Genomic DNA, 23,519 nt, shown 5'->3' with positions numbered 1-23,519 from the left:
GGCCATAATGAAGCGTTAAGAGGATGAAATTATAGACTCATTCAATTCTGGAAATAAAAAATCTTCTGAAGCTAAAGAAGATATTTTCTTCTTCAAGCGATAAGCTGTACGCACATGCATGCCAGAAACAGCCGCCGCATCATCCGCAGACCAGCCCTTTTGCAAGGCTTTTATCATTTTTTGCCGACGGGATACATAGGTACAAAGAGGAATAAGAAGACGCACCCCCGAACCATTAAAACAAAAGTAACGAATAAGTTGCTCCGCCTCCTCAAAACCTACAATTTCAATCAACCAATCCGCATTCTCAAGACGTCCGGGTATATAAACTTGTCGTCCACCAAAAGCCCGAACCATATTCCATGCTGTCTCACAACCAGCAACCTCAGCTATTTCACGTAATATAAGGGGAAAATGGTGATAATCTTCATCTTCCATGACCAGCTTACCCCTCGCTTTTAACACCTTTACGGATTTTCCGCCCCCAAACATTCATAACACGTATAAAATCGCCCCCACTCATCTTGCTCAAAGCTTGACCGCTCACCGCCATAACACTTTGATGAAAAGCTTCCACATCAAACAAGGCACTTTGATTTAAACCCTTCCATTGGGCACACAAAATACAAAGACTTAGGTTTCTACCCCATGAATCTTGGCGGTTTTTTTCTCTCCAGTCAACCCCACCCTCACGCTGCAACCAACCCTTTAACGCCTCAATGGCTTTGCTCGCATCATCGCTATCCCGTAAAAAACGAATATGATCAATCCCTGTCTGTCTTTTCACAAAGGCAAGCAACGCCTTGTCTGAACGATCACGAATAATGCCAAGATTCCACCCAGCAATCCAGAGCGCCTGGAGCTTCTTGGCATATTTTCCCTCTAAACGCTTCCCATTCGGCTCAAAACCAAACGCTTTCATTTCAGCGATAACCAAGTGCTTTTCTGAAAAATTCAAATCTTTCGCCGATTGCTTGCCCGTCAAGCGATAGAGCAGGGCGCGATAAGTCTCATCATCAAGACCTAACGCGCGTTTGCCCATATGAATAGCCGCTAAAGACATGGTATCCCTTTACTAATTCCCTTTATGTCTTGGCTAAATCAAGCGTCACAGCCCGCCAAGGGCTTTCCAATGTATCACGCTCATAAAAACGCACATATTCCTTAGATGTCGTCACACGAATGGCTTCGCGAATAGCCCGCATCGCTTCCTTCCAACGGGGATCATCAATAGCCAAACGCAACAGCATAAAGATTTCCCCTCGATTCACCTTGCCTTCTTTATCCGTGTTAAAAGCACGCGTAATAATCGCACGGATTTCAGGGCGCGCATCCGCAGACCATTCATTCAAACACTCATCAAGAAGGCTTTTGGCAATTTGCAATTGGGGTCCAAAATCAAAGCTTTCTTGTACCTGCACCTTAATGCGCTGCAAACCATCAAAGCTCGTATACGTGCAATTGCCCTTTTTACCACGACGCTCCACACCATATTCCTGCGCAAGTAAACGATCAAAAGCACTCAAATCCGCAAGCGTATGGCTGTTAAAACGCGCAATCCTTGCCGATAACTCCTTCGCATACCCCATGACCTTACGCACCGTTTCATCTTCGAGCAAATCCGCAGGACGAATCATATCCACCGGCACCAAGGCCCCTTTCGCATCTTTCATATAACGCTTACCCTCAAGCTCAATTTGTGGATTCACCATGATCTTCCTCCTTTTTTTCTTGAAACCGACGAAACGGCACAACTTCCCCTGAAGCAGGCGCACATCCCGCTTTTATTTGCCAACGATACCGCAAAAGCTCATGACCTAAAACATGGTTATAGCCCGCAAGACGACGCAAATAATCATTCAATTCTCGAACATCTTTCGCACTCAGAAAAATGCCATTCATTTCATGCTTGAGTAAAGCAGAGCGCAAAGCAACCAAGCAATCTCTCACCATATAAGGATTCCGTTCCATTATTTGCCTCCTCCAAAATCCATAGGAATAACTCTCCCTCTCTCACCATCATCACTCTTGGAATGAGACGCTTGGCTATAACGTAAAGCTTCCAACACTTGCCCCTCCAAAACTGCATCGGCTTCGCTTAAGCGGTGAATACTCAGTTCCAATTCAAGTGATAACGCCAAATCAACACACAATTTAAGCGGCTCTCCAATATCCAAACCCCGTTGATAATCATCATAAAGACCAACAAGCGTATTCGATAATTCTCTATTGCTTATCGAGCTCATGCCAATTCCTCCACATCGCGGTTTTTCCACGCCGCTTTGACATGTTTCAACGTCACCTCACTCCCATCTCCAAGCGCTGCCATACGTGCTAACATCATCGTCTTGTCAATTTGCCGCAAAGCACCAGCTTTTAAGCCAATACCAGTCAAAAACTTTATCGCACCAACATCTTCAATCCCCCAATCATGAATGCGCGCGGCAATATCTTCGCTATAAGGCTTGCGACGTTTTAAATGCATCGCCAAGCGGCTTTTAATTTGCGCATAAGAAGGACCATTTTGACGATGCACCAAACGCCCTGAAATCTCATCATTGCCCACCAAAGCCAACCCAGTACCATTGATATCAACAAAGTGGCGCAATTGATTAATGGCTTCATCCGTTAAATTTTGCGCTTCATCCACAATCAGCAGTGTCCCACCTCCCACACGCTCTAATCTCTTGCCAATCGCACGCGTTAAGCGGGTAGGATTATATTCCACCACTTCCAATTCTGCTGCCATATCATTCAAAATTCCATGAACACTACGCGTATGCGGGCTTGCCGTCACAAGGTAAACATGCGGGCGAGTTGCGCGGTAATGCCGGCAGGTTTCTGTCTTGCCATTGCCCGCATCAAGCGTAATCATCACCATGTCCCCCGTACTTTGTGCTAGTGTTAAAGTATCAATGATCTCACTCGCTATACGATTCTTTTGAAAGGCAGGCTTTTCAGGAATCTTCTCCAAAAACCCTGCTGTCTCTTTTAAAGCCTCAACCCATTGTTGAACCTTCGCATTCTGCTTACCCAATTGCCCCGCATAACTGCCCGCATACCACTGCGAAAACGTCCCATCAGGCATCCCTATGCGCCGCGCCACCTCTGCTTTCGTCCAATCATTCATTTGTGCCAAAGCTCTCACCGCATCCACAAGCTCATTCCATAAAGCAATATCATCACTATTGCGGTTTGGGGCTGTTACACTGGGCTGGATTTTAGGTCGCGCCCAAGGATTTTTATCGACCGTTGCATTTATCGCGTTTTTCATCTATAATCTCCCTCTCGTATTGATCTAGATTCGTATTAATTTTAGATTTTATTGAATGGGTAGGCTCCCACCTACCCATTTTTTACTCTAAAGCCGTACGCGATACAAAACCGGCTCCCTTACAAATTCCCCTCTCTTTCTCACACATCGGGGAACTTGCTAACTCCACGTATCTCACCCGATCAGGCAAAGATACCTAGAAACTTCATGTATTGATTAGACTTTGAAATGGATAAGATTCCTCCCCCCCCTTCCTTTCCTATCGTTTAGGAAACTTTATCACTTCACGCCCCTCATCAGAGGCAGAAAGCCGTCTTAAAGCTTTGTGCAAATGTTGACTAAATTCTCGAGCCCCCAAAGCTTCATCATCCCCTAAATCTTCACAGCTATTGGCTTTCAAAGCCAAATTCCCCGCATGGTTTGGCATCAAGCGGCTAACCTTTGGCTTAACAACAGGCTTGGATTTTGAACCATCTTCCTTTCGTTCAAGGCGCCTATAAACATCAGCCAAGTGATCAGGCGCAAGCTTTGCTGCCAACTGTTTTTCTGCTTTAACTGCCTTCACATATTCTTTACGCAAACGCCTATTCAAACGCGCTGCCTGCTGGTCATAAAAGCCCACATCCGCAAGACACGCTGCCATGCAAAGCAACCGATTGTTCAAATCATAAACCCGCAAATCTTGGTGCAAATGATCCGGATCAAAGCGTACAATCACCCTCTTCCCCGCATACTCATTCAACGCCCGCGCCCAATAACGGTTGCCATAAAAATGGATCTCCCCTGTGCCCTTTTGCGTGCGCAATGCTTCTGAAGTCAAAAGCCATAAAGCACGCTGTGCTGCCGTTGCCTGCCGAATAATCGTCCCCTCTGCTGTCAAACTTTCTGCAAAAGTCTCATCAAAACTGCGCCCCGCACAATTGAACGCCTTGCGCCCTGCTTGACCATTATGCGCCACAATCTGCGCCCCAACATGGGTTTTGAATTCTTCAAATCCTATCGCACGTTTTCCATAATCTTCAGGCTTCGCATCCGGCTTATTGCCCGTATAAGCCCCAGCACAAAAAGGGTGTTTAGAAATCGCTTCTGCCAAATCACGCCATGCCCGCTCAATCGGTTTCGACTGTCCACTATAAGGGGTCGTCCAGTGCAATTGCACACCCAAACTCGTCAAAAGCCCCTGCGGATCATCCGGCTTAATTTTAAAGCGAAAGCGATTTTGCACGCCCCCAGAAATCCACTTGCTGGTAAAAGCACGCCCATTATCCAAGGTCATGCGCTCCGGTATCCCATAAGCCTCTACCATGTCCCCAATCACCAAACGCACGATTTCCCAACTCTCCGCATCCGACAAACGCCACGATAAAATCTTGCCTGAATAAAGATCTTGTATCGCTATCAAATAAAGCCGCACAGGTTTTTGCTCCCAAGGAACGCTCACAAAAACATCCAGCTTATGCCCATCCATATTCACCGCTTGCAGTGCATGCAAACTCGAGCGATCACGCCGTTGTGCCGGATAAAGCTTCTTGGCCTTCTCCTCTCCCTCACGCGCCAACACCACAACCGCTTTGGAAACTTGCGCTTTAAAACGCCGGCGTAACGCCCGCTCTGAAGGAATGGGCGCCCACCCTTTCTCACGCGCCACCATCACCATACGTCGATAACAGGCCGAAAAAGCAGGGCGGGACGAACGCAAATAATCCGAACACAAAACCTCCCATGCCCCCTCATGACACGGCGCAAATTGCGAAACATTCTCCTCACCATAACAAGGTGCTAAGGCTGCCAACCAATCAGGGCGTTCATACCCTTCCACCATCTGCCGCCAATGAAAAAGTGATCTGCAACTCACACCAAATTGCACCGCACACAAACTTGCCGCATCATGCACACCCATACCTGCTTGAAGCAAATCATCCATAGAACAAAGTGCCTTCAAACGCTCTTCACAACGTCTTTTATGCGCCTTTGAAAGCCCTTCATAACGCTCCCAAACACTTGTCTTTTGATCACGTTGCTCAGCTTTCTTCTCACCTTGACTTTGTTGCGCAACACACCCCCCACCACAGCGCACCAACAATGCCGTCCGTGCCCCCTCCGGTAATAAGGAAATGTGATACTCCCAAACCGGCTTCGTTTTGCCTCCCACTTTCCTTGAAAGCTCAGCATTTTTTCTCCAATATGCTCGTCCATGGTTTTCAAGACTTTTATAGGTCGATGGCAACCCTGGCAAAGCCGCCTCAGCTAATTCAGCAATAGTAAACCATTCCTTCATGACTGCCCCCGTTTAATTTGCACCGGCGTTGCACGCATGGCTTTCAATTGCGCCGCAATCTCACGCTGTTCCTGCTGGAGGCGCGCAATCTCTGCTAAACGCGCCTCATCCCCTTGCAAAAGCAACAATCCATCTTCACTCACCACCTCATCCCAAAGCCAATAGGCTTCTGTTGCCCGCACAAAGGCTTTAAAACGCGGCAAAGAAATATCAACCTGCTTACTTTCTGCCACATAAGCATCCAAACTCGCCTTACTTAAACAAGCAATCCCTAAATAATGCGCCATACGCTCGGCTATCACACTGCGCTCATGCCGGCATTCTCTCAAAGCCCGTGCCATAGCGCGCTTGATACGAGAACGAAACCGCCCCAAATCAATCTGCGCCACCGGTTCACGACAAGGAAAAACGGGCTTTTGAAAAAAATCAAGTTGATGGGAACCACGCGTCTTCATGCCTGCTCTTCCCCCCGTTCTCTTGCAAGGTAATCACAAAACCGCGCCTTTGTCTGCGCATCTGCTCTCTGCCACACACCCAACAATTGAGCAAAAATCCGTTCCTGTTCATTGATTTGCGGTGGCGTATTAACCCCATTGATCAAATCAACAGCCCGCCGCAAATTCCCCTCAACCTGTTGCAAAGCAATCGCCACCCGCCGTTGCGAAACCGGCTCCATCTTCGCAAGCTTTAACAACTGCGCTTGATTATCTGCCAAGGCCGTCCCACGCAAAACAGACCGCAACTCCGGCTGTAAATGCTTAGAAATACAGTTGAGACGTTTCACGACATCTTGAGAGAAACCAATGCGGTCCGCCACATGTTTGGCAAAGTGCAAACTTTGCACTTTACCATTTAAAGCACCATCATTTGGCAAAGAGTCAACTTGACCCTTTGCCACTTCGTTCCCTTCACACCCAGTTTCATGATGCCCTGAAGAACCATCTTTTGGCAAAGGTGCAACTTGCACCTTTGCCACTTTGTCCTTTGTATATTGATTACCGTGGTCACCGCCACGTTTAATTTCCCCATACTTCTTTTCCCACAACTCGCGATACGTCTGGACAAAAAGCGCACGATCAATCACTGATAATTCATTGCGAAAGAGGTTTTCCGCAACCTCTAAAAGCGCAGCATTGTCCTTATCCGCTTTCACCACAACCGCATCAATTTTGCTATAACCCAAAAGCTCTGCAGCCCTCAGCCGATGCGCACCAGCAATCAGCGTGTAATTGCCTTCCTTAGCATTGGGCGTATGGCGCACCGTAATCGGATTCATCAATCCCTCCCGCGCCATCGATTGCGCAAGTGCCTTGGCATGCTCATCATCCACAGGGCGTATACACTCCGGCACCACAATCAAATCTAAAGCAATCTCTTGAAACTGTGCCATCACCCCGCTGCCTTTCTGATCTCTTTAAAGAACAAATCCATCGCACGTCCTGCCCATCTTCGATAGGCTTTCGCGAAAATAGGTTCTTCCAAACGCCGATTAATTGTACGCAAAGAACGAGCAACAGCCGTGCGTTCACGCTCTTGCATGGCAACAAGACGCCGACGCGGCACCTCAAACTGATAATGCAAAATATGAATAACAATCTGTCGTGCTAACGCCGCATCAAATAAGCCATGCGGAGGGTCTATAATATACCGGATCGGCAAATGTTTAAATCCGCCACTCACCGCCTTAAAAGAACAGGCAAGCATGGCTTCCAAACGTTCAGCTTCTGAATAAGGATTAAGAATTTCTCTTTTTGCCTCGGGAGCCCATAAATTATAAGCAGCAACCATAACCACCCCCGATAAAGAAAACTTGACCAGCTAATCTTAAAAAACAACCCATCCAATCGGCTGCTCCATGATGCAACGCTATGCAATTTATCTTGCCTATTTCGTATTGATCTTTAGACATTGATAAACCTTTTTATCTTATGGTATTTAAATTCATGGCAAATGCGTATGACACACGCAAAGCCGTGTAACGAAGTTCAAGCAGCATTACCGCGCAATGCGGACTGTGTTACCGAATCTGTATGAGCGTGTTTTGCTGCTTTAAAAATGCGACGGCGACTTTTGGGGTAGCGGTCGGAGAAAACCTGCTCAACGGGCAAACCGATAAAGTCGGCAATAGCGCGTTCGGCTTTCTCGTTGGGTCGTGTCCAGATATGTTGAACGCTGGATGACGGGAGTTGATAAGCTTTCGCGAGCTCCGCCAAGGTCATGTTACGGCGGCGTAGCTCGGCTAAAATACTATGGCGATCCCATACTTGCATGCATGTTTGTGTGGTTGTCATAACTTTCGCTCCTGCTTTAAACGGATGCTCAAACCATCCGTTTTTTGTGGGGTTAAATGTACAATAAACGCCCTCAATAGCGGGCGGTAATTAAAGATATATATACAAATGGAACATTAATCAACCCCATTTGTAGACATTTATAATATGACACGACAAAAAAATGAGCCAAAAACCGCATTAGCAAAACGACTCACAGAGGTTAGAAAGCTTGTGGGCTTATCTCGTGATATATTTTCTCTTAAAATTGGTATCAGTATTCAAGGGCTTGGAAATTACGAACGCGGTGATAGAACTCCAGATGCAACCGTTTTATCATCATATAAAGAAAAATTTGGAGTGAATCTGAATTGGCTTTTGACTGGTGAAGATGGAATGTTTGTAGACATGATGATGACTCGGACTTTCAATATCTCTCCACCCACCATTCCTGCTGGACTGATGAAAAAACTTGGTCGCATAGCTTATACAACCTATCGCGATGCAAATATAAAACTCCCCCCTGAAGATATAGCGGAATTAGCGGCAGAGCTTTATGGAAAACTGCAAGAGCTTGTTCAAAACATCAACGACACAGAGGAAGTCGAACTTACTTTGCCTCTTCTAAAATTGCATTTAAAGCGTCAAATCGAGGCTGAAAGTGCACATCTAGAAACCACACAAGATACGGCTTAATGCCCCTCTAAAATCAAAACTCGATATGAAAATCTTTTTACATTAGAAAAATTATATAACTATTTGATTTATAATTATATTTTACCTATAAAAATAGATAATCATCAATAGGTGAAAATCTTTTTTGCTTTTTGGGTCATTTTTATTTGATTTTGGAATCAATTGAACTTTTGGATTGATTTTTTTCAAAGGGTCTTCAAAGGCGGTTTTCTGGGCTTTCACAGACTTTTTAAAAATCTTCAAAGGATTTTCAAAGACCTTTCAAAGCTTTCTCTTACTTTTACCATGAAAACGCGCTTTTTACCATTTTTCGCGTTTTTTGACCATTTTAGGTGTCAAAATCTATTTTGACAAAACGCGCTTTTAATGCTAAATTTTGTACATAAAAACAATAAATTATCACGTATTCCTAACTAATCCCACCTATTCCCACTTAATGCAAAACCTACTGTCAAACTACAATTAGCTTTCTTGCCAAGGATGGAATTTCTGAAGACTCAAGGGCTGCAATCAATGGTTCCCAGCTTTATTCGATGAGTAATAAGCTTGCCACGTATTTTGGTGGTCGTGCTGAATATAAAGACGGAAAACGGATAGCCCCCAAATTCCATGTTGCACAATTCAATAGTGTTACGTTGAGTGGTTTAAATTAGAATGAGGATGAAAAAGCATATGACGCACATTATCAGGGGTAGGACAGTAAGATTACACATGTAGAAGATGATAAAATAAAGAAAGATTCGAAAGATGCCATCAATAGAAGCTAACTTTGGCTAACAAATGATAGGGTTAACAAGGTTGAAAACAAGGTAGAGGGTATTGATAGGCGTGTAAAAGATATTGCCAGTGTAGTGGATGGAGCAGTTAAATATGATAAAGATGAGAAAGGCAATAAGACCAATAAAATCAGCTTAATTGGTGGAAATGAAAGTGATCCCGTATTAATAGACAATGTTGCTGAAAGGCACATTGAAAATGGTTCAAAAGAAGCTATCAATGGTGAACGATTGTATGATTACCCTAAAGAGCAGATGAAGACAGTTCTTGATGACACAAAAAAATACACAGATAAACGTTTTGATGATGTCATAGATAATGCGATGAGTAATGTTATTAATGAGGCAAAATCTTACACGGATACGAAATTTGAAGCATTAAAATATTGATATTAAGGCAATTCAGAAAGAGGCCAGACGACAGGCAGCAACTGTTGGTTTAGCAGTATCGAACTTAAGTTATTTTGATACCCCTGGATCTTTAAATTTCTCTCTTGGTATGGGTATATGGTGTGGTGAATCTGCCTTTTTATCGGTGCTAGTTATATGATAGAAGATAGTAAGATGCGTTCTAATATATCAGCAACGAGTTTTGGTGGACATTGGAGGATAGGTGCAGGCTTGAGACTAAAGCTAAATTGACGATATAGCAAACAATTTTTTTATCGGTACGTATATCCACCCTTATTTTATTGAGATAAGGGCAAAATTTCACAGCTAGACAGTACGTTGTCTAGAGATGAGTGCAATACTTAATGGTGCTGTAACAAGCCGGCACCATCATTATATTTGCCAGCCCCCAATGTTGCGACAGATCTTGCATTAAGACGGTTCATAAGAGCCATTTTTAGTCCTTTCTTATATAAATTTTATCCACACACTCATCCCGCTTTTGACGTGCAAGAAAGTGATATTAATTGATTCAATCTGAGAGGGTTTAGAATAAGAAAATCTTACTATATTCGGGGCTTTAATTCAATATGCAAAACAGTGAATTATATATATAAATCAATGTGTTGCTAACCTTAGGAGTTTACAGTATACCTTTCTGCGCTCTTGTTGAAAAAAAAGCACAGTAGAATCCCTATTACTAAAAAGCTATATTTTTATCTTGTCATTTTCGTGAATAGTCTATAGGGGTATAAAAAGGCGTGTTGATAAGACTCATTTTGATTGTATAAGTATTTCAAAGGGGAATAAGTAATGCGTAGAAGACAACAACACACCACAAAGATGTATACATATCACTATATGCCATTTAAACAGGAAAAATCACATCTAACAAATAAAACACCTCAGGGAAACTAAAATCCTTAAATATTACAATCTTTTTTACTTTACTTATTGTTAAGAAAACAATACTTTTTAATAAAGTAAAAAACATACATGCAAAAAGACATACAATATAATATTCCGCAAAGCATTTTATAGCAATCACCATCAAGTAAAACGGTAATATTAAATATGCAAAACCCTTTTTAAATTACACGACAAAACAAAATACCAACCTCTACTAGACTCTAAATATGTCACATTTATGTCCACGAAACATAAAAGTAGAGACAAAAATTTAGGTCTCAACACAGGAAACACAAACAAAACGAAGATAAAAGACTCAAAACGCTCACACCCTAAGCAATTACCCTCTACTTCAAATTTCAATAAAGTTTATAATGCTAAAATATGTCTTTTTTAAGTTTTGGAGGTGTTTTTAAATTTTTTCATCGGAGAGCTTATTATGAAAAAATTACATGCCACACAAACAGCGAGTAAATTAAAACTTTCTCGTTTTTCTTTCGTTAAAGTTTTTTCGTTGGCTACGGCAGCTATATTTCTATCGAATGTATTTCCTATTTTTTCAGCAAATCTTGATTTTAGAAATGCGTTTCTTGAAGGTGTTAAGAGTGCTGGTGTGTCGTATCCACAAAGTATTATCTCTGTTGCTGGTTTGAATACTTCTCGTATATCCAAAAACAATTATTTAACGGTACTCAATAAAGCAGGTGCAGAAAAAGCTAATGCTAGGAGCGACTATGGGAATTTTCTTATCAAAATCCTTTCTGAGGTGAGTAATGATCGTTCGGTTGTGAATATTTTAAAAACCGATAGGAATAAGTTATCAAAAAATACATTAAATACAGAGGGCCAATATAAGCAATTGATTGTTGATCAGAAGTTATTGGCGGATGGTGGCTTATCTCCCCAGTCATTCCCTCAAACTAGCCAATATACAACGATGATTAATGTATCCAATTTTTCGCAAAATAACCTTATCAGGAACATGATACGTAGTGAGGACAAACAAGAAAAAAATGGTGATCATGTTGTCATGTTAGGTCAAGACATTAATGCAAACGTTAGTCATAGTGTTCTTATTGGTGATGATTTGACGGCACGGTTTGTATCTGCTAGTGAGACTCGGCATTTGGGATGGACCACTGTTATCGGTTATAATGCGCAAGTCCGTAGAGGTGGTAGCGTTGCCATTGGTAACCATGCACTAATAACAAAAGATGGGGTTCAGGGGATTGCTATTGGTCCTTATGCACGAGTAGAGCAGCGAGGTGCTCTGGGATTGGGTTATGGGGCAAATGGGGTAGGAGAGACGAGTATTGCTATAGGTTATGCATCACAAGCTAAGATGAAGGGTTCTATTGCAATAGGCTCTCCGCAGAGTTTGAATCCTATAAAAGATGATGATCCAATTAGCGAGTTCGGAGGCCTTAAGCACACCAAGGCACTCGGTGAAAATGCGATAGCTATAGGTACTGAAGCATCTGCACTTGCTAATATGTCTATGGCATTGGGGGTAAAATCACAAGCAGAGGCGGAATCAGGAATTGCTTTAGGAGCACATTCTTTAGCTTCAGTTAAATCTGGTATTTCCGGTTATGTTCCTGTCAAAAAAGATATTAAAGGTGATAAAGAGCATGTATGGAAAAGTACAGCAGGTGCCGTTAGTGTTGGTAATGTTTCAAACGGTATGACCCGACAAATTGTTGCAGTAGCGGCTGGTACTGAAGATACTGATGCGGTCAACGTTGCACAATTAAAGGCGGTACAAGAAGCAGCGATTATAAAAGGTTTAAAAATTAACACGACTGGCAAAGATTTTGCAGATGCTACAGCTGATGCAGAAAACTCTATTGCTCTTGGTAGCAAAGCCAGCGTTGACAAACTTTCCAGCGGAGCGCTTGCTTTTGGTTATGGCGCATCCGTAAAATCGTTGAGTTCTGATATTCAGAATGGCTCTTTAAACGGCATTGCCTTAGGTACAAAAGCATCCGTCTTTGCTGATGATGGGGTTGCTCTTGGTCATAACGCACAAATTAACGGTAAAGGTTCGATTGCTCTTGGTGCCAATACAATAGCTAAGAGCGTCTCTTCAGTTGTTATTGGTACCGATGCAAAAGCTTTGTCTGGGTATGCGGTTGCCCTTGGTTCTGGTGCCTATATTGATGCAAATGCTCGATATGCAGTTGTTTTGGGTGGAGAAGCAAAAGTTGAAAACGGTTCCCACAGAGCGGTTGCTTTTGGTGACCGTGCCAGCGTTGGCAAAAACGCTGAAAATGCGCTTTCTCTTGGTAGTTCCACAAACGCCTTAGTTGATAGCGGTATTGCTTTGGGGGCAAATTCTTTAGCTAATGTTGCTGCTGGTGTTGGAGGATATGATCCTAGTACTGGAAAAAAGTCAGATAAAGATGACAGCATTTGGAAATCTAAGTATGGTGCGCTCAGTATTGGTGATTTTAAGAATGGTAAAACCAGACAGATTGTAGGTGTTTCCGCTGGTACGAACGACACTGATGCCGTAAATGTTGCGCAGCTGAAAGCTGTAGAAACTCTCAGCAAAACAGGTTGGAATCTTGCTGTTAACAATGGAGATGCAAGGCAGATTGGACCAAACAGTACAATAAATTTTGTAGCAGTTAGTCATCAAGATAAACAGAATATCAAGCTCAAACAAGAAGATGACTCTGTAAGCTTTGATTTATCGGATGATATTACTGTTAAGAATATTGAGGCACACCAATTAACGTTTCAGGATGATAATAAATCATCACTTACCCTCACAGCTGACGGGCTTAGGCTTAGTAATGGCCCACAAATAACTACCGGTGGTATTGATGCTAGCGGTAAAAAGATAACAGGCTTAGCAAAGGGTACTGAAGATACTGATGCGGTTAACAAAGCACAACTTGATGCAAGTTTGAATGATCTTTCCAACAATCTTCAGTCTGAAGATTCATCTGTTGTCCATTACGATAAAAAAGATGGTAAAACTGATTATACGAGTGTGACTTTGGGTGGTAAAGAGAAGAGCTTAGTTGGCCTCCATAATGTTGCGAATGGTCAGATTAATGAGAGTTCACATGATGCAATCAATGGTTCGCAGCTTTATTCGATGAGCAATATGCTAGCGTCATATTTTGGTGGTGGGGCTCGGTATGAGAATGGCCAATGGATAAATCCAACCTTCAAGATTCATATAGTCAAAGAAGATGGTAGTACAATTGAAGAGCAAAGTTATGATGATGTAGCGAAAGCGTTTGCTGGTGTAGGTACTTCTATCACGAATATTCATAAAGAACTTAAGAATGAGATTAGCCAAGTTTCTTGTGACAGTCTTGTTAAGCAAGATGCTGATACAGATGTTATAGCGATTGGTGGTGAAAAGAGCGGTACAGAAGTTACGCTTTTGAATACTAATGGAGCATCTCGGACTTTGTCCGGTGTGAAATCAGGAATGCTTTCTGCAGTTTCGACAGAAGCTGTCAATGGCTCGCAGCTTTATTCGATGAGCAATATGCTAGCGTCATATTTTGGTGGTGGGGCTCGGTATGAGAATGGCCAATGGACAGGTCCGACATTCAGAGTTACGCAATTTTTTGATGATGGTACTTCTAATGAGAAGACGATCTATGATAATGTAGCAGCAGCGTTTGATGGTATAAGTGGAAGTATGTCGCGTATCAATGATCGTATTACTGATATTTCCAAGAATGTTGCGCCGGATGGTTTAAATTGGAATTCATCTGAGCGTGGGTATGATGGACGTCATAATGGAGAAGATAGTAAGATTAAGCATGTAGCGGATGGTCTTATAGAAGAAGGTTCGAAGGAAGTTGTTAATGGAGGCCAACTTTGGAAGACGAATGATAGGGTTAGCAAGGTTGAAAACAAGGTAGATAGTATTGGTCAGCAACTAAAAGATATTGCGGTCTCTGCGGATGGAGCAGTTAAGTATGATAAGGATAAAGATGGTCATAAGACGAATAAGATCACGTTAGTTGGTGGAAATGAAAGTGATCCTGTAGTGATCAATAATGTAGGTGATGGAAAGATTGAAGGAGGTTCGAAAGAAGCCATCAATGGAGGTCAGCTGTATAATTACACAGAACAGCAGATGAAGATAGTTCTTGATGATGCGAAGAAGTATACGGATGAGCACATCAAAGATGCTGTACACAATGGTGTTGCTGAGGCAAAGTCTTATACAGATATAAAATTTGAGACGTTGAACTATGCTGTTGAGGATGTCCGCAAAGAAGCAAGACAGGCAGCGGCTATTGGTTTGGCAGTGTCTAACTTACGTTACAATGATACACCAGGAAAGTTAAGTGTTGCAATCGGTAGTGGTATGTGGCTCAATCAGTCTGCATTTGCCGTTGGTGCTGGTTATACATCTGAAGATGGAAATATTCGCTCTAATCTATCTGTGACAAGTACCGGAGAGCGGTGGGGGGTAGGTGTAGGATTAAGCTTAACGCTAAATTAACAATAAAATTTAAAAAACCCCCGCTTGCCCTTACTTTTTGAAGTAGGGGCAAAATTTTTTAAACATATGAACACAATAAAAATATAAATTCTACAACTGCAAAACTTTTCAGCAACTGTTACAGAAAAACTATACTTTCATCTCTACGGTGAATTATTTCTCCTAAATACTTTAAAAGAACCACTTCCTGCTGCATGGCAAAGCCTATCCGAATCAGAGGCAGCGGCAGCTCATGCTTCCTCTTCACAAGGGTAGCAAATTTGCAGACGACGCACAGGACCGCTAAAACCTGTTTGATGTTTGACTTGGCACTCTTGCCCTTTTGAACGATCAAAATTAAGAAGCTTCAATGGTGCCATATTGCGTGCGTGGCTCTAATATGAATTCCCAACTTGAACAATCATGTTGATAGAGGGTGAGGGCTGGTAAATTATCCCCGCTTAAAAATAAAAACTTAAAGGAGACTTGCGAGAATAATATTATCCGCCGATGCAATAGTTTTTACAAACTATCGTACCACAGAACTTGGATTAATCTCTACCTGATGATGATAATCTGGATTTGTCATGGGCAAAAAATTATCATGCAAATCAACCCAATGAAAAGATGCACTACATTTTACGAGATAATCCGCTAAATAATTGGCTAAAGTTTTGTCAATGAGGGTTTACATATAAATCCCAAAACAATCGCTATATTCAATAGGATTTTCCTTTATCTTTCATTCCATAGTTCACAAAAATGGTGAAGTGGTCCTCGTCCTTTACCTACTTGCAAAACAATTGAAGCCGCCAAAGCATTATTGAGATAAGATTTTGCTTTTTTTACTGCGCAAATCAAGGGAATTGTTGGCAAAAGTGCTGCAACTGCAGCTGCAAGAGTACAACCCGTACCGTGATCATTGGTCGTTATGATACGTGAAGCTTCAAGAGTTACGATACCCTCACAATCACAATAAAGATCTGGACTAGAACAATCATAATTTTCTGTACTGTTTCTGGTAAGCGTCTTCAAATGTCCCCCTTTTAACAAAACAGCATGACAACCTAACGTTAAAAGCTGTGGACCATATTGATACATAGCCTCTAAAGACCATTTTACTGCACATCCCAATAACAGTTCTGCTTCAGGCAAATTGGGCGTGATCAAAGTTGACATTGGCACAAGAACATCACGCATAATTTCAATTGCATCGTGTTCTAAAAGAACATCACCACTTTTTGCAACCATAACTGGATCAAAAACAATAAAGCGTGCTTTATGATAAGCAAGACGTTCTGCAACAACCTGTGCAATCTGAGCATTTGCTACCATACCAATTTTAACAGCATCAACATGAATATCTTCAAAAACAGAATCGATTTGATCTGCAACAAAAGAAGCATCTAATGCTTTAAAAGAACGTACGCCTTGAGTATTTTGTGCAACAATAGCTGTCACCACACTCATACCATAAGTTTTCATAGCTGAAAAAACTTTCAAATCCGCTTGCATTCCAGCGCCCCCAGAAGGATCTGTTCCCGCGACAGATAAAATCCGTGGAATAAAAAATTTATCTTTCTGTGATTCCATCACCCTCTTTCCTTATGTTTTTAAATATTAGAAAATAACTTACCGAAGAAATAGATACTTGAAAAAACATAAAGAAGATGTTTTTTCATCTGAATTATATTATATACCAAAACCTTCTTGTAGCTATAAAATGGAAAATGTGGTGCTTATCCTTCGTTCTGTTCTTTTTACATTCGCTTTTTATACAACAACTTTCATACAAATGATTCTTTATGCTCCTGTTTATTTTTTAATGCCACGCAAAAAAGCATGGATTGTCCCTAAAACATGGGCACGCGTCACGCTTTTTTTGCAAAAATACATCGCTGGCACAAGTTATGAAATTGAAGGTTTAGAAAATCTTCCTAGAGGGGCCTATATCATTGCTCCCAAACATCAATCCGCATGGGAAACCTTTAGTCTTGTTCCTTACTTTGAGGATCCTACTCTCATTCTAAAACGTGAATTGATGTGGATTCCATTGTTTGGCTGGTATATGGCAAAAACACAAATTATCCCCATTAACCGAACAACGCCCATAAAAGCCTTAAAAACGATCATACAAAAAGCAAAAGAGAAAGCAAAACAAGGGCGTCAAATTTTAATCTTTCCTGAAGGAACGCGCCGTCAACCCGGTCAAGAACCAGACTATAAGTCAGGAATTGTCGCGCTCTATAATGAATTAGGACTTCAAGTTGTCCCTATTGCGCACAATGCTGGTTTATATTGGCCACGCAATAATTTCCGCCGCTATCCCGGAAAAATTCGTGTCCGTATTCTTCCCCCAATAGAAGCCGGCTTAAACAAACGTGATTTTCTAGATCAACTTGTTCAAAAAACTGAAAAAGCGTGTGATGAACTACTTCTCTTAGCAGCTCAAGATCCTACCCCTCCTCCTATGCCACCAACTGCTATTCAAAAACTTCAAAAATTCAATCATCATGAAACAATAGAATGATTAATCAAAATAGCACATTGCTTTGTCTATTGAGTGGAGCTGGAAAAAATATAAGGGAGATATTTCAAGCTTTCTAATTCGAAATTATAAAAGACAATCTATATATAATTTTTGAAAAATAATTCTTTCTATCTTTAAAACCCTTTAAATAACAAATACAACATTGATAGTGAATAATGAATGCTAACATCTTTCTTGATAAACATACAAATGAAGTTTTCTATAATGTTATTCCTCTTACGGGCACTATCTTAAATAGAGATATGATGACTGATAAATATTTTTTTAAATAAGCATGTGAAACAGCAACAGAACAATATTCTATTTTGAGAATTGTGTCTTGATAAGGAACATATGCTCTTTTTTAAGAGATATATCTTAAAATGGAGCCGCCTATTTCATGATGGTTTCCGTGAAGAGTATAGCGATAAGGTCCTTCAGAAAAAAGATAAATTATAGAATGAATAATATAAAATTTATAGAATGCTTTCATCTTTACGCTTAACAAGCGAGCAAACCGGCATACTATTACACACTTTGCCAGCTTTTAGCTGTCGCAACGCTCTTGGATATTGGGATAACCTTTGAGTATTGCAACAACCTTTAACACGTGAGAGTGTTCATAAAAGGCATTTTTCGCCTTTTTTTGTCGTGTTTTCATCCCTATACTACCCCAATTAGTACGTATTAGAGTATGATTTTGATTGATGCAATATAACCAGATTTGAAAGACAGAAGATCTTACAATATTCAGAGCTTTGATTCAGATTAAAAATGATTGGTTATCATTATAAGTTAATGGGTTGTTTTATTCAAGAAAATACATAAATAAATAATAGAGTAGCATGTTGTTGTTCATGTGTAATATATTGATTTATAATTATAAATAATTCTTTAAATAATAGCCCCTAATATAATAAAATTGTCCCATTCCCCTCCTTTTTATATTAAGTCTCATTAAAACCACTTCCTTGTCTATCTCAAACAAAGTTCGTATGTAGGTAAGAACTTAGATAAAAAAATTATTGCAATTAGGAAAAAATACCTCTTATAGATCATCTCAAATACCAAGAGCACACCTAACAGGAGAGCGAGCAAAATATATGATTATACCATTTTGTTTCCTCCTGGGAAATATCAATCTTCCCAAAAATCTAAAATTTAGAAGAATCTTCATTATTTAAAAAGTATTTCTTGAGATACTTAAGCCATCAAACCAAATTCAAGGGGAAAATAAAGATGAGTGTTGGTTTTTATTCCTGAAACACAATCTAATACAGCAATTAACCATCTGTCCTGTTTATCCTGGATCCCAAAGCTTTGTGTGCTACATTAAAATAATTCTAAATACTGAATAAAAAGGAACTCTATTTAAATTAATGCAACGTATCTTCTATAATTTATTTTTTTCTTTCGTTTTGAGTCTGTATAGCGCAGCTGCTCTCGCACAGCCTTTTATTTCTGTTGATGTTACAACGGGACATATCTTAAAACATAACCAAGCCTTTGAGCGTTGGTATCCAGCCTCCTTAACAAAATTAATGACCGCTTATGTTATTTTTCGCGGCATGAGTCGAGGAGAAATTTCACCAAATAAACATATCACTATCAGTGAATCTGCCGCAAAAGCTCCAGCGTATAGTTCAGGCTATAAAGCTGGTTCTGTCCTCACACTTGATACAGCCTTAAGTATTACCATGGTTAAATCTACCAATGATTTGGCCATTGCCATGAGTGAAGCTGTTGCTGGTTCCCAGAAGGCTTTTGTACGCAAAATGAATAGCGAAGCTAAACGTTTAGGTATGTTTGGAACCCATTTTGCCAACGCAAGTGGTTTACCAGACCCTCAAAACTATTCCACGGCACGTGATATTGCGCTTTTAGCTGTCCAAATACGTCGAGAATTTCCACAATATGCTCATTATTTTTCTATTCCAGCCATTGATTTTGGCAATAACCAAAAAATCCAGCATAACTCAAACAATCTCATTGGCCGTTTTTATGGTATAGATGGTATGAAAACAGGTTTTATTTGTGCCTCTGGTTTTAATCTCGTTGCCTCCGCCACCCGAAATAAACGCACAATTATTGCTGTCATTCTAGGTGCTAACAACATAAGTGAAAGGGAAGAAAAAGCTGCACAACTTCTTGAAATAGGTTTTTTGCATCAAGGAAGCCCTCTATTAACACTAGCAACACTAAAACCTTATGGTAACAAATTAACACAAGCGAGCAATATGAGAGAACAAACATGCACCCCGGAAGCCATAAAAATGCATGCAAATTCATATGATGATCAAGGAAATATTATTCTCACCTCACCTTTTATTACTGCTCCACCTTCTTTTTCTCATCCTTTACCAGTACACCTCATTCATACGCCAAAAACACCTAAAAAAAAACATATTCCTTATAAAAGACGCGTAAACCATTCTTATAAAAAAGCTGTAAGCCATAATTTATAATTAATTTCAACACGTTGATTTATAATCATAATTAATTACTTTGTACCTTGAGTAAAAACTACAAATATCGGAAGATTTTCTCATTCCCAATTTGTATCTGTTGAAGAAACTAAAACCTGTCTCTTGGAGATCACAAAGTGGATTAGCATGAAGATAAAATAACTAAAACAAAGTATAAAAATTTCTCCTATAGGTTCTGCTCAGAGCCAAAAGTTATTGTAACATCGGCGCTAAAGAGATGTGTGCTAGTGCCTACAAACACCTTTATAAGCATAAGAATAGTGCTACAATAGATTTCACGGAGAATTTACTATTATATCCTTCACAATAACCATTATAAATGGATTTGGATGTATTGCAGGTATGTTTATTAAAACAACACCACGATTGATGATTAACATGAAAATAAATCGAATTCCTCTCACTCTTATTACGGGTTTTTTAGGCTCTGGCAAAACAACTTTGCTCAACCGTATGTTAAAAGACCCTCTCTTAACGGAGTATGCTGTTATCATCAATGAATTCAGTGAAATCAGTATTGACCATCTTCTGATTGAAAAAACGACAGAAGGAATTATTGAGCTTCCCAATGGTTGCTTATGCTGCAATTTACGCAGCGATCTCATCGATACATTAATTGATTTAATAAATCGTGTTCAAACAAGACAGATCAAACAACTCCATCACATTATTATTGAAACAACAGGGATGACTGACCCCACCCCCATTTTACAAATGCTTTTAAGCCACCCACGATTTATGCAAACATTGTCCATCAATGCTGTTCTTACAACATTTGCTACATTAAGTACGCTTTCCATATGCAAGCGCTATCCTGAAATATATAAACAATTAATATTTGCTGATAAAATTATTCTCACCAAAACAGATCTTACAAACTCACAAACGCTTTCAAATAGGCTCTTTAACACACTTAAAGCAATTAATCCTACAGCACAAATAATTGACGCCCATTCTGAAGATTTCTGCTCAAATCTATTAATAAATAACACACTATGGAATGAAAAAGAAGAAAACACACAACTTAAACAAAATCTTACAATTGCATCACACGATCATGTACAATCATGCCCCCATAAGACCATTTACATTTTTTCGCTGAACTGCAAAATTCCCATAAACCACAGCACCATTAAAGTTTTTTAGATCTCCTACAAAACCTTAGGTAAAATTATTACATATTAACACAATACAGCACTAACATATTAACTTTACTTGAAAAATAATCATACCCCTCACAAAAAATAGAAAAATTATTGTACGACAAACTCACGCACTTGTTTAAAAAACGTTTCTCAAAACTCATTGCCTCCATTTCAAGAAACTACCTATATATATTGTAAAATTCTCCATCAAATACATAAAAAATTCACCATCTTTACTCTATAAATATTATGCAAGCTGACAAGCATCATACGCTTGAAAGTTTAGCGTATTTTGAAAGCACTTGGCACTGTAAAGCGTTCATAAGAGACATTTTACCCCTTTCTTTAAGAGTTGTATTGACACATCAATCCAATCCATAGGATGTAAAAAATGGTTTTGATTACTTTACCACAATCAGATTTTAAGATAAAAGAAACAAGCTTTGATTTAAACTGGACCATTAAAAATCAAATTATTATTATAAGCATTTTTAATACTTACTAATCTATAATCGGATTGTTTTCTTTTGAAATTCATCTAAAAATCACTTCAGATGCTTCATTTCATAACTTCATTGGACAAATTCTTGGTTCTGAATATTCTGCTCAACCCTATATTTCTCTAATGGATTGAAACAAAATTCACGTAAGTTGAGACAAAAAAGCAAAACCAGCCAGAGGTAACATCGTATTTTAAGATGTGTGAATATATCTTATAAATAGCTCTACAAAACGACATCTTATAGCATATAAAAAAATAAAACGAGACGTGCATTTTATGTTAACTTACTTTCTACTTAAAAACGAAGATTATTACCGGTATTAATTTGCAAACCATATAACTTATTTGAGAAAATTCCTCTTGGCTTCCTACTTCATCTTATTTAGTTACATAATGCTCTATGAATAAATCCAATGCTGTAAAATATTAACCACGCAACTTTCATGTGATCACGTCTCTCATACAAAACACAATGCCCTAAAATAGAATAGATTTTGGTTACACATTCGCATGCTTTTTAAAAAGACATATTTTAAAACTCATCACACCTTTTTCGCAATAATGTACCCATGAAGGGTACACGATAAAACTCCCAAGAATAATATAAAATCTATAGAAGAGCCCCATCTTTATGCTAAATAGGCACCATCACACACTTTATCATCTCTTGGGTATTGCAATAGCCCTGCATTCTGACAGCCTTTGACACTTAAGAGCATTCATAGCACCCAAGTGCATTTATAAGAAGTATTTTTACAGCTTTTTTTCTCGTATCGCCTTCACGCTAATCCCGCCGCTTATGACATCACAAACAAAGGATTTAAATTGATTTAATACGAGAAAGTTTATGATAAGAGAGTCTTACAATTTTCAGAGCCAGTGACTCAACATGCAAAAAGTAAATTTACTATTATAAATAAAATATTTGAGCTATGACAAAAACACTTTATGCATAAAGTTTCTATACGTCCTAATATAATCACCATAAGCAATAGTGTTTTACGATGCATCAGGTTAAAATAATACTCACCGCATTAAGGAAACTGAAGTTTTACCCATATCGCGATTAAAAATATAACGTTTTTCATAAACTTCAACGATTGGAGGTTTACGATTTTCTTCAAAAAAATCATACCCTTTCTTAAGCATAACCCAAAATTTATAATTAGGGTCATTGCGATGACGTAACATATTATCCTCAGTCATACGAAAAGGAAAAGCTTGCAACTGAAATGCTCTTTGTCCTCCTTTAAAAGCATCCCGTGCAAACGCATAAATCTGAGCCATATTCTTATCACTCATAGAATAACAACCGGCAGAAAAGCAAGACCCATGCACCATAAGATTGCTTCCAGTACGACCGTTTTCTTGATCATATAGGTTAGGAAACCCTATATTAAAAGAAAGATAATATTTTGAATAAGGATTCATTTGGTTTGCGCTAATAGTATAAAAACCCTCTGGTGTCTGAAGATCCCCTTCTTTATATTTAGGTCCAAGCTTACCAGACCATTTGCAAATGCCATAGCGAGCAATCAAAATAAAAGGTCCTGAACGAGATTGTTTCCAAATTTCAGCAATATTTTCTTCCTTGAAAAACCGCATTAAAATTGGTGCATAAGGATCAATATCGTATAAAACCATTCTATTCTGGATTTCTTGCGGAAGCGGTTGCTCAACTTTAGCACGAATAGAAGCTGGTAATCTTCCTTCACATGCCGTTAATATTCCCGTTATAAACAAAACACATACAGCAAGGAATCTGTTAAATATCATTGAATAAAACTCCAAACCATCACTCCTC

General features: G+C 39.8%; 18 protein-coding genes and 2 pseudogenes. 6 read left to right on the top strand and 14 right to left on the bottom strand.

All coding sequences use genetic code 11. The annotated features are described in order from the left end of the window. Positions 1-15 precede the first annotated feature (15 nt). From MCY_RS01425 to MCY_RS01375, 11 genes are all read right to left on the bottom strand, one after another. Positions 16-438 (bottom strand): helix-turn-helix domain-containing protein, encoded by a 423-nt coding sequence (locus MCY_RS01425; protein ID WP_007346591.1) that lies wholly within the window; start codon positions 436-438, stop codon positions 16-18. 7 nt (positions 439-445) lie between these two features. Then, the gene (locus tag MCY_RS01420) at positions 446-1,063 is read right to left on the bottom strand and encodes a regulatory protein GemA (RefSeq protein WP_007346590.1); all 618 of its coding nucleotides are present in this window, start codon (positions 1,061-1,063) and stop codon (positions 446-448) included. 22 nt (positions 1,064-1,085) lie between these two features. After that, entirely contained in the window at positions 1,086-1,712 is a 627-nt protein-coding gene (locus tag MCY_RS01415) for a DUF3164 family protein (protein ID WP_007346589.1), read from the bottom strand. Continuing rightward, positions 1,693-1,971: a hypothetical protein gene (locus tag MCY_RS01410; protein WP_007346588.1), complete on the bottom strand. Its 279-nt coding sequence runs from the start codon at positions 1,969-1,971 to the stop codon at positions 1,693-1,695. The genes MCY_RS01415 and MCY_RS01410 overlap by 20 nt, the downstream gene beginning before the upstream one ends. Beyond that, positions 1,971-2,246 (bottom strand): hypothetical protein, encoded by a 276-nt coding sequence (locus MCY_RS01405; protein ID WP_007346587.1) that lies wholly within the window; start codon positions 2,244-2,246, stop codon positions 1,971-1,973. The genes MCY_RS01410 and MCY_RS01405 overlap by 1 nt, the downstream gene beginning before the upstream one ends. Further along, positions 2,243-3,274, bottom strand: a complete 1,032-nt coding sequence (locus MCY_RS01400; RefSeq protein WP_007346586.1) for an AAA family ATPase — start codon at positions 3,272-3,274, stop codon at positions 2,243-2,245. Before MCY_RS01400 ends, MCY_RS01405 begins: the two co-directional genes overlap by 4 nt. Positions 3,275-3,533: 259 nt before the next feature. Continuing rightward, positions 3,534-5,552 (bottom strand): transposase domain-containing protein, encoded by a 2,019-nt coding sequence (locus tag MCY_RS01395; RefSeq protein ID WP_007346585.1) that lies wholly within the window; start codon positions 5,550-5,552, stop codon positions 3,534-3,536. Further along, entirely contained in the window at positions 5,549-6,007 is a 459-nt protein-coding gene (locus MCY_RS01390; RefSeq protein ID WP_007346584.1) for a hypothetical protein, read from the bottom strand. Before MCY_RS01390 ends, MCY_RS01395 begins: the two co-directional genes overlap by 4 nt. Next, positions 6,004-6,942, bottom strand: coding sequence for a ParB/RepB/Spo0J family partition protein (locus tag MCY_RS01385; protein WP_007346583.1), 939 nt, complete (start codon positions 6,940-6,942; stop codon positions 6,004-6,006). Before MCY_RS01385 ends, MCY_RS01390 begins: the two co-directional genes overlap by 4 nt. Further along, positions 6,942-7,340 (bottom strand): hypothetical protein, encoded by a 399-nt coding sequence (locus MCY_RS01380; protein WP_007346582.1) that lies wholly within the window; start codon positions 7,338-7,340, stop codon positions 6,942-6,944. The genes MCY_RS01385 and MCY_RS01380 overlap by 1 nt, the downstream gene beginning before the upstream one ends. 197 nt (positions 7,341-7,537) lie before the next feature. Continuing rightward, entirely contained in the window at positions 7,538-7,843 is a 306-nt protein-coding gene (locus tag MCY_RS01375) for a helix-turn-helix domain-containing protein (protein ID WP_007346580.1), read from the bottom strand. Between the two features lie 147 nt (positions 7,844-7,990). Between MCY_RS01375 and MCY_RS01370 the strand changes: the two genes are divergently transcribed. The 3 genes from MCY_RS01370 (at position 7,991) to MCY_RS01355 (ending at position 15,073) form a co-directional block, all read left to right on the top strand. Further along, positions 7,991-8,518, top strand: coding sequence for a helix-turn-helix domain-containing protein (locus MCY_RS01370; protein ID WP_007346579.1), 528 nt, complete (start codon positions 7,991-7,993; stop codon positions 8,516-8,518). A gap of 851 nt (positions 8,519-9,369) precedes the next feature. Then, positions 9,370-9,684 (top strand): hypothetical protein, encoded by a 315-nt coding sequence (locus tag MCY_RS01365; protein WP_007346578.1) that lies wholly within the window; start codon positions 9,370-9,372, stop codon positions 9,682-9,684. 1,348 nt (positions 9,685-11,032) lie between these two features. After that, positions 11,033-15,073 carry a Vomp family autotransporter gene (locus MCY_RS01355; RefSeq protein WP_007346576.1) on the top strand — a complete coding sequence of 1,347 codons (4,041 nt, stop codon included), beginning with the start codon at positions 11,033-11,035 and terminating at the stop codon, positions 15,071-15,073. Positions 15,074-15,231: 158 nt separating this feature from the next. Here MCY_RS01355 and MCY_RS08990 read toward each other — a convergent pair. Next, positions 15,232-15,529, bottom strand: a pseudogene (locus tag MCY_RS08990) (phage late control D family protein); the annotation flags it as partial. 258 nt (positions 15,530-15,787) lie between these two features. Continuing rightward, positions 15,788-16,645 (bottom strand): bifunctional hydroxymethylpyrimidine kinase/phosphomethylpyrimidine kinase, encoded by an 858-nt coding sequence (gene thiD / locus MCY_RS01350; protein ID WP_007346575.1) that lies wholly within the window; start codon positions 16,643-16,645, stop codon positions 15,788-15,790. Positions 16,646-16,775: 130 nt separating this feature from the next. Here thiD and MCY_RS01345 point away from each other — a divergent pair, with 130 nt between their 5' ends. The 3 genes and pseudogenes from MCY_RS01345 to MCY_RS01335 all read left to right on the top strand — a co-directional run. Further along, positions 16,776-17,582: a lysophospholipid acyltransferase family protein gene (locus MCY_RS01345; protein ID WP_050979854.1), complete on the top strand. Its 807-nt coding sequence runs from the start codon at positions 16,776-16,778 to the stop codon at positions 17,580-17,582. A gap of 1,379 nt (positions 17,583-18,961) precedes the next feature. Beyond that, entirely contained in the window at positions 18,962-20,047 is a 1,086-nt protein-coding gene (locus tag MCY_RS01340; RefSeq protein WP_007346573.1) for a D-alanyl-D-alanine carboxypeptidase family protein, read from the top strand. A 390-nt stretch (positions 20,048-20,437) separates the two neighbouring features. Continuing rightward, positions 20,438-21,231, top strand: a pseudogene (locus tag MCY_RS01335) (CobW family GTP-binding protein); the annotation flags it as partial. Positions 21,232-22,741: 1,510 nt separating this feature from the next. On the opposite strand, the gene MCY_RS01330 reads toward MCY_RS01335, so the two are convergent. Further along, positions 22,742-23,491, bottom strand: a complete 750-nt coding sequence (locus MCY_RS01330) for a L,D-transpeptidase family protein (RefSeq protein WP_007346571.1) — start codon at positions 23,489-23,491, stop codon at positions 22,742-22,744. Positions 23,492-23,519: the final 28 nt, after the last annotated feature.

Origin of the sequence: Bartonella rattimassiliensis 15908, from assembly GCF_000278215.1 — a bacterium.
GTDB lineage: Bacteria > Pseudomonadota > Alphaproteobacteria > Rhizobiales > Rhizobiaceae > Bartonella > Bartonella rattimassiliensis.
This window is presented reverse-complemented; position numbering and strand designations above follow the sequence as displayed.

Bases quoted from the DNA above. Each gene is read 5' to 3' on its own strand.
- MCY_RS01390 (WP_007346584.1), bottom strand. From the start codon at position 6,007: ATGAAGACGCGTGGTTCCCATCAACTTGATTTTTTTCAAAAGCCCGTT.
- MCY_RS01345 (WP_050979854.1), top strand. From the start codon at position 16,776: ATGGAAAATGTGGTGCTTATCCTTCGTTCTGTTCTTTTTACATTCGCT.
- MCY_RS01420 (WP_007346590.1), bottom strand. From the start codon at position 1,063: ATGTCTTTAGCGGCTATTCATATGGGCAAACGCGCGTTAGGTCTTGAT.
- MCY_RS01355 (WP_007346576.1), top strand. From the start codon at position 11,033: ATGAAAAAATTACATGCCACACAAACAGCGAGTAAATTAAAACTTTCT.
- MCY_RS01375 (WP_007346580.1), bottom strand. From the start codon at position 7,843: ATGACAACCACACAAACATGCATGCAAGTATGGGATCGCCATAGTATT.
- MCY_RS01380 (WP_007346582.1), bottom strand. From the start codon at position 7,340: ATGGTTGCTGCTTATAATTTATGGGCTCCCGAGGCAAAAAGAGAAATT.
- MCY_RS01410 (WP_007346588.1), bottom strand. From the start codon at position 1,971: ATGGAACGGAATCCTTATATGGTGAGAGATTGCTTGGTTGCTTTGCGC.
- MCY_RS01400 (WP_007346586.1), bottom strand. From the start codon at position 3,274: ATGAAAAACGCGATAAATGCAACGGTCGATAAAAATCCTTGGGCGCGA.
- MCY_RS01425 (WP_007346591.1), bottom strand. From the start codon at position 438: ATGGAAGATGAAGATTATCACCATTTTCCCCTTATATTACGTGAAATA.
- MCY_RS01395 (WP_007346585.1), bottom strand. From the start codon at position 5,552: ATGAAGGAATGGTTTACTATTGCTGAATTAGCTGAGGCGGCTTTGCCA.
- MCY_RS01370 (WP_007346579.1), top strand. From the start codon at position 7,991: ATGACACGACAAAAAAATGAGCCAAAAACCGCATTAGCAAAACGACTC.
- MCY_RS01385 (WP_007346583.1), bottom strand. From the start codon at position 6,942: ATGGCACAGTTTCAAGAGATTGCTTTAGATTTGATTGTGGTGCCGGAG.
- MCY_RS01330 (WP_007346571.1), bottom strand. From the start codon at position 23,491: ATGATATTTAACAGATTCCTTGCTGTATGTGTTTTGTTTATAACGGGA.
- MCY_RS01415 (WP_007346589.1), bottom strand. From the start codon at position 1,712: ATGGTGAATCCACAAATTGAGCTTGAGGGTAAGCGTTATATGAAAGAT.
- thiD (WP_007346575.1), bottom strand. From the start codon at position 16,645: ATGGAATCACAGAAAGATAAATTTTTTATTCCACGGATTTTATCTGTC.
- MCY_RS01340 (WP_007346573.1), top strand. From the start codon at position 18,962: ATGCAACGTATCTTCTATAATTTATTTTTTTCTTTCGTTTTGAGTCTG.
- MCY_RS01405 (WP_007346587.1), bottom strand. From the start codon at position 2,246: ATGAGCTCGATAAGCAATAGAGAATTATCGAATACGCTTGTTGGTCTT.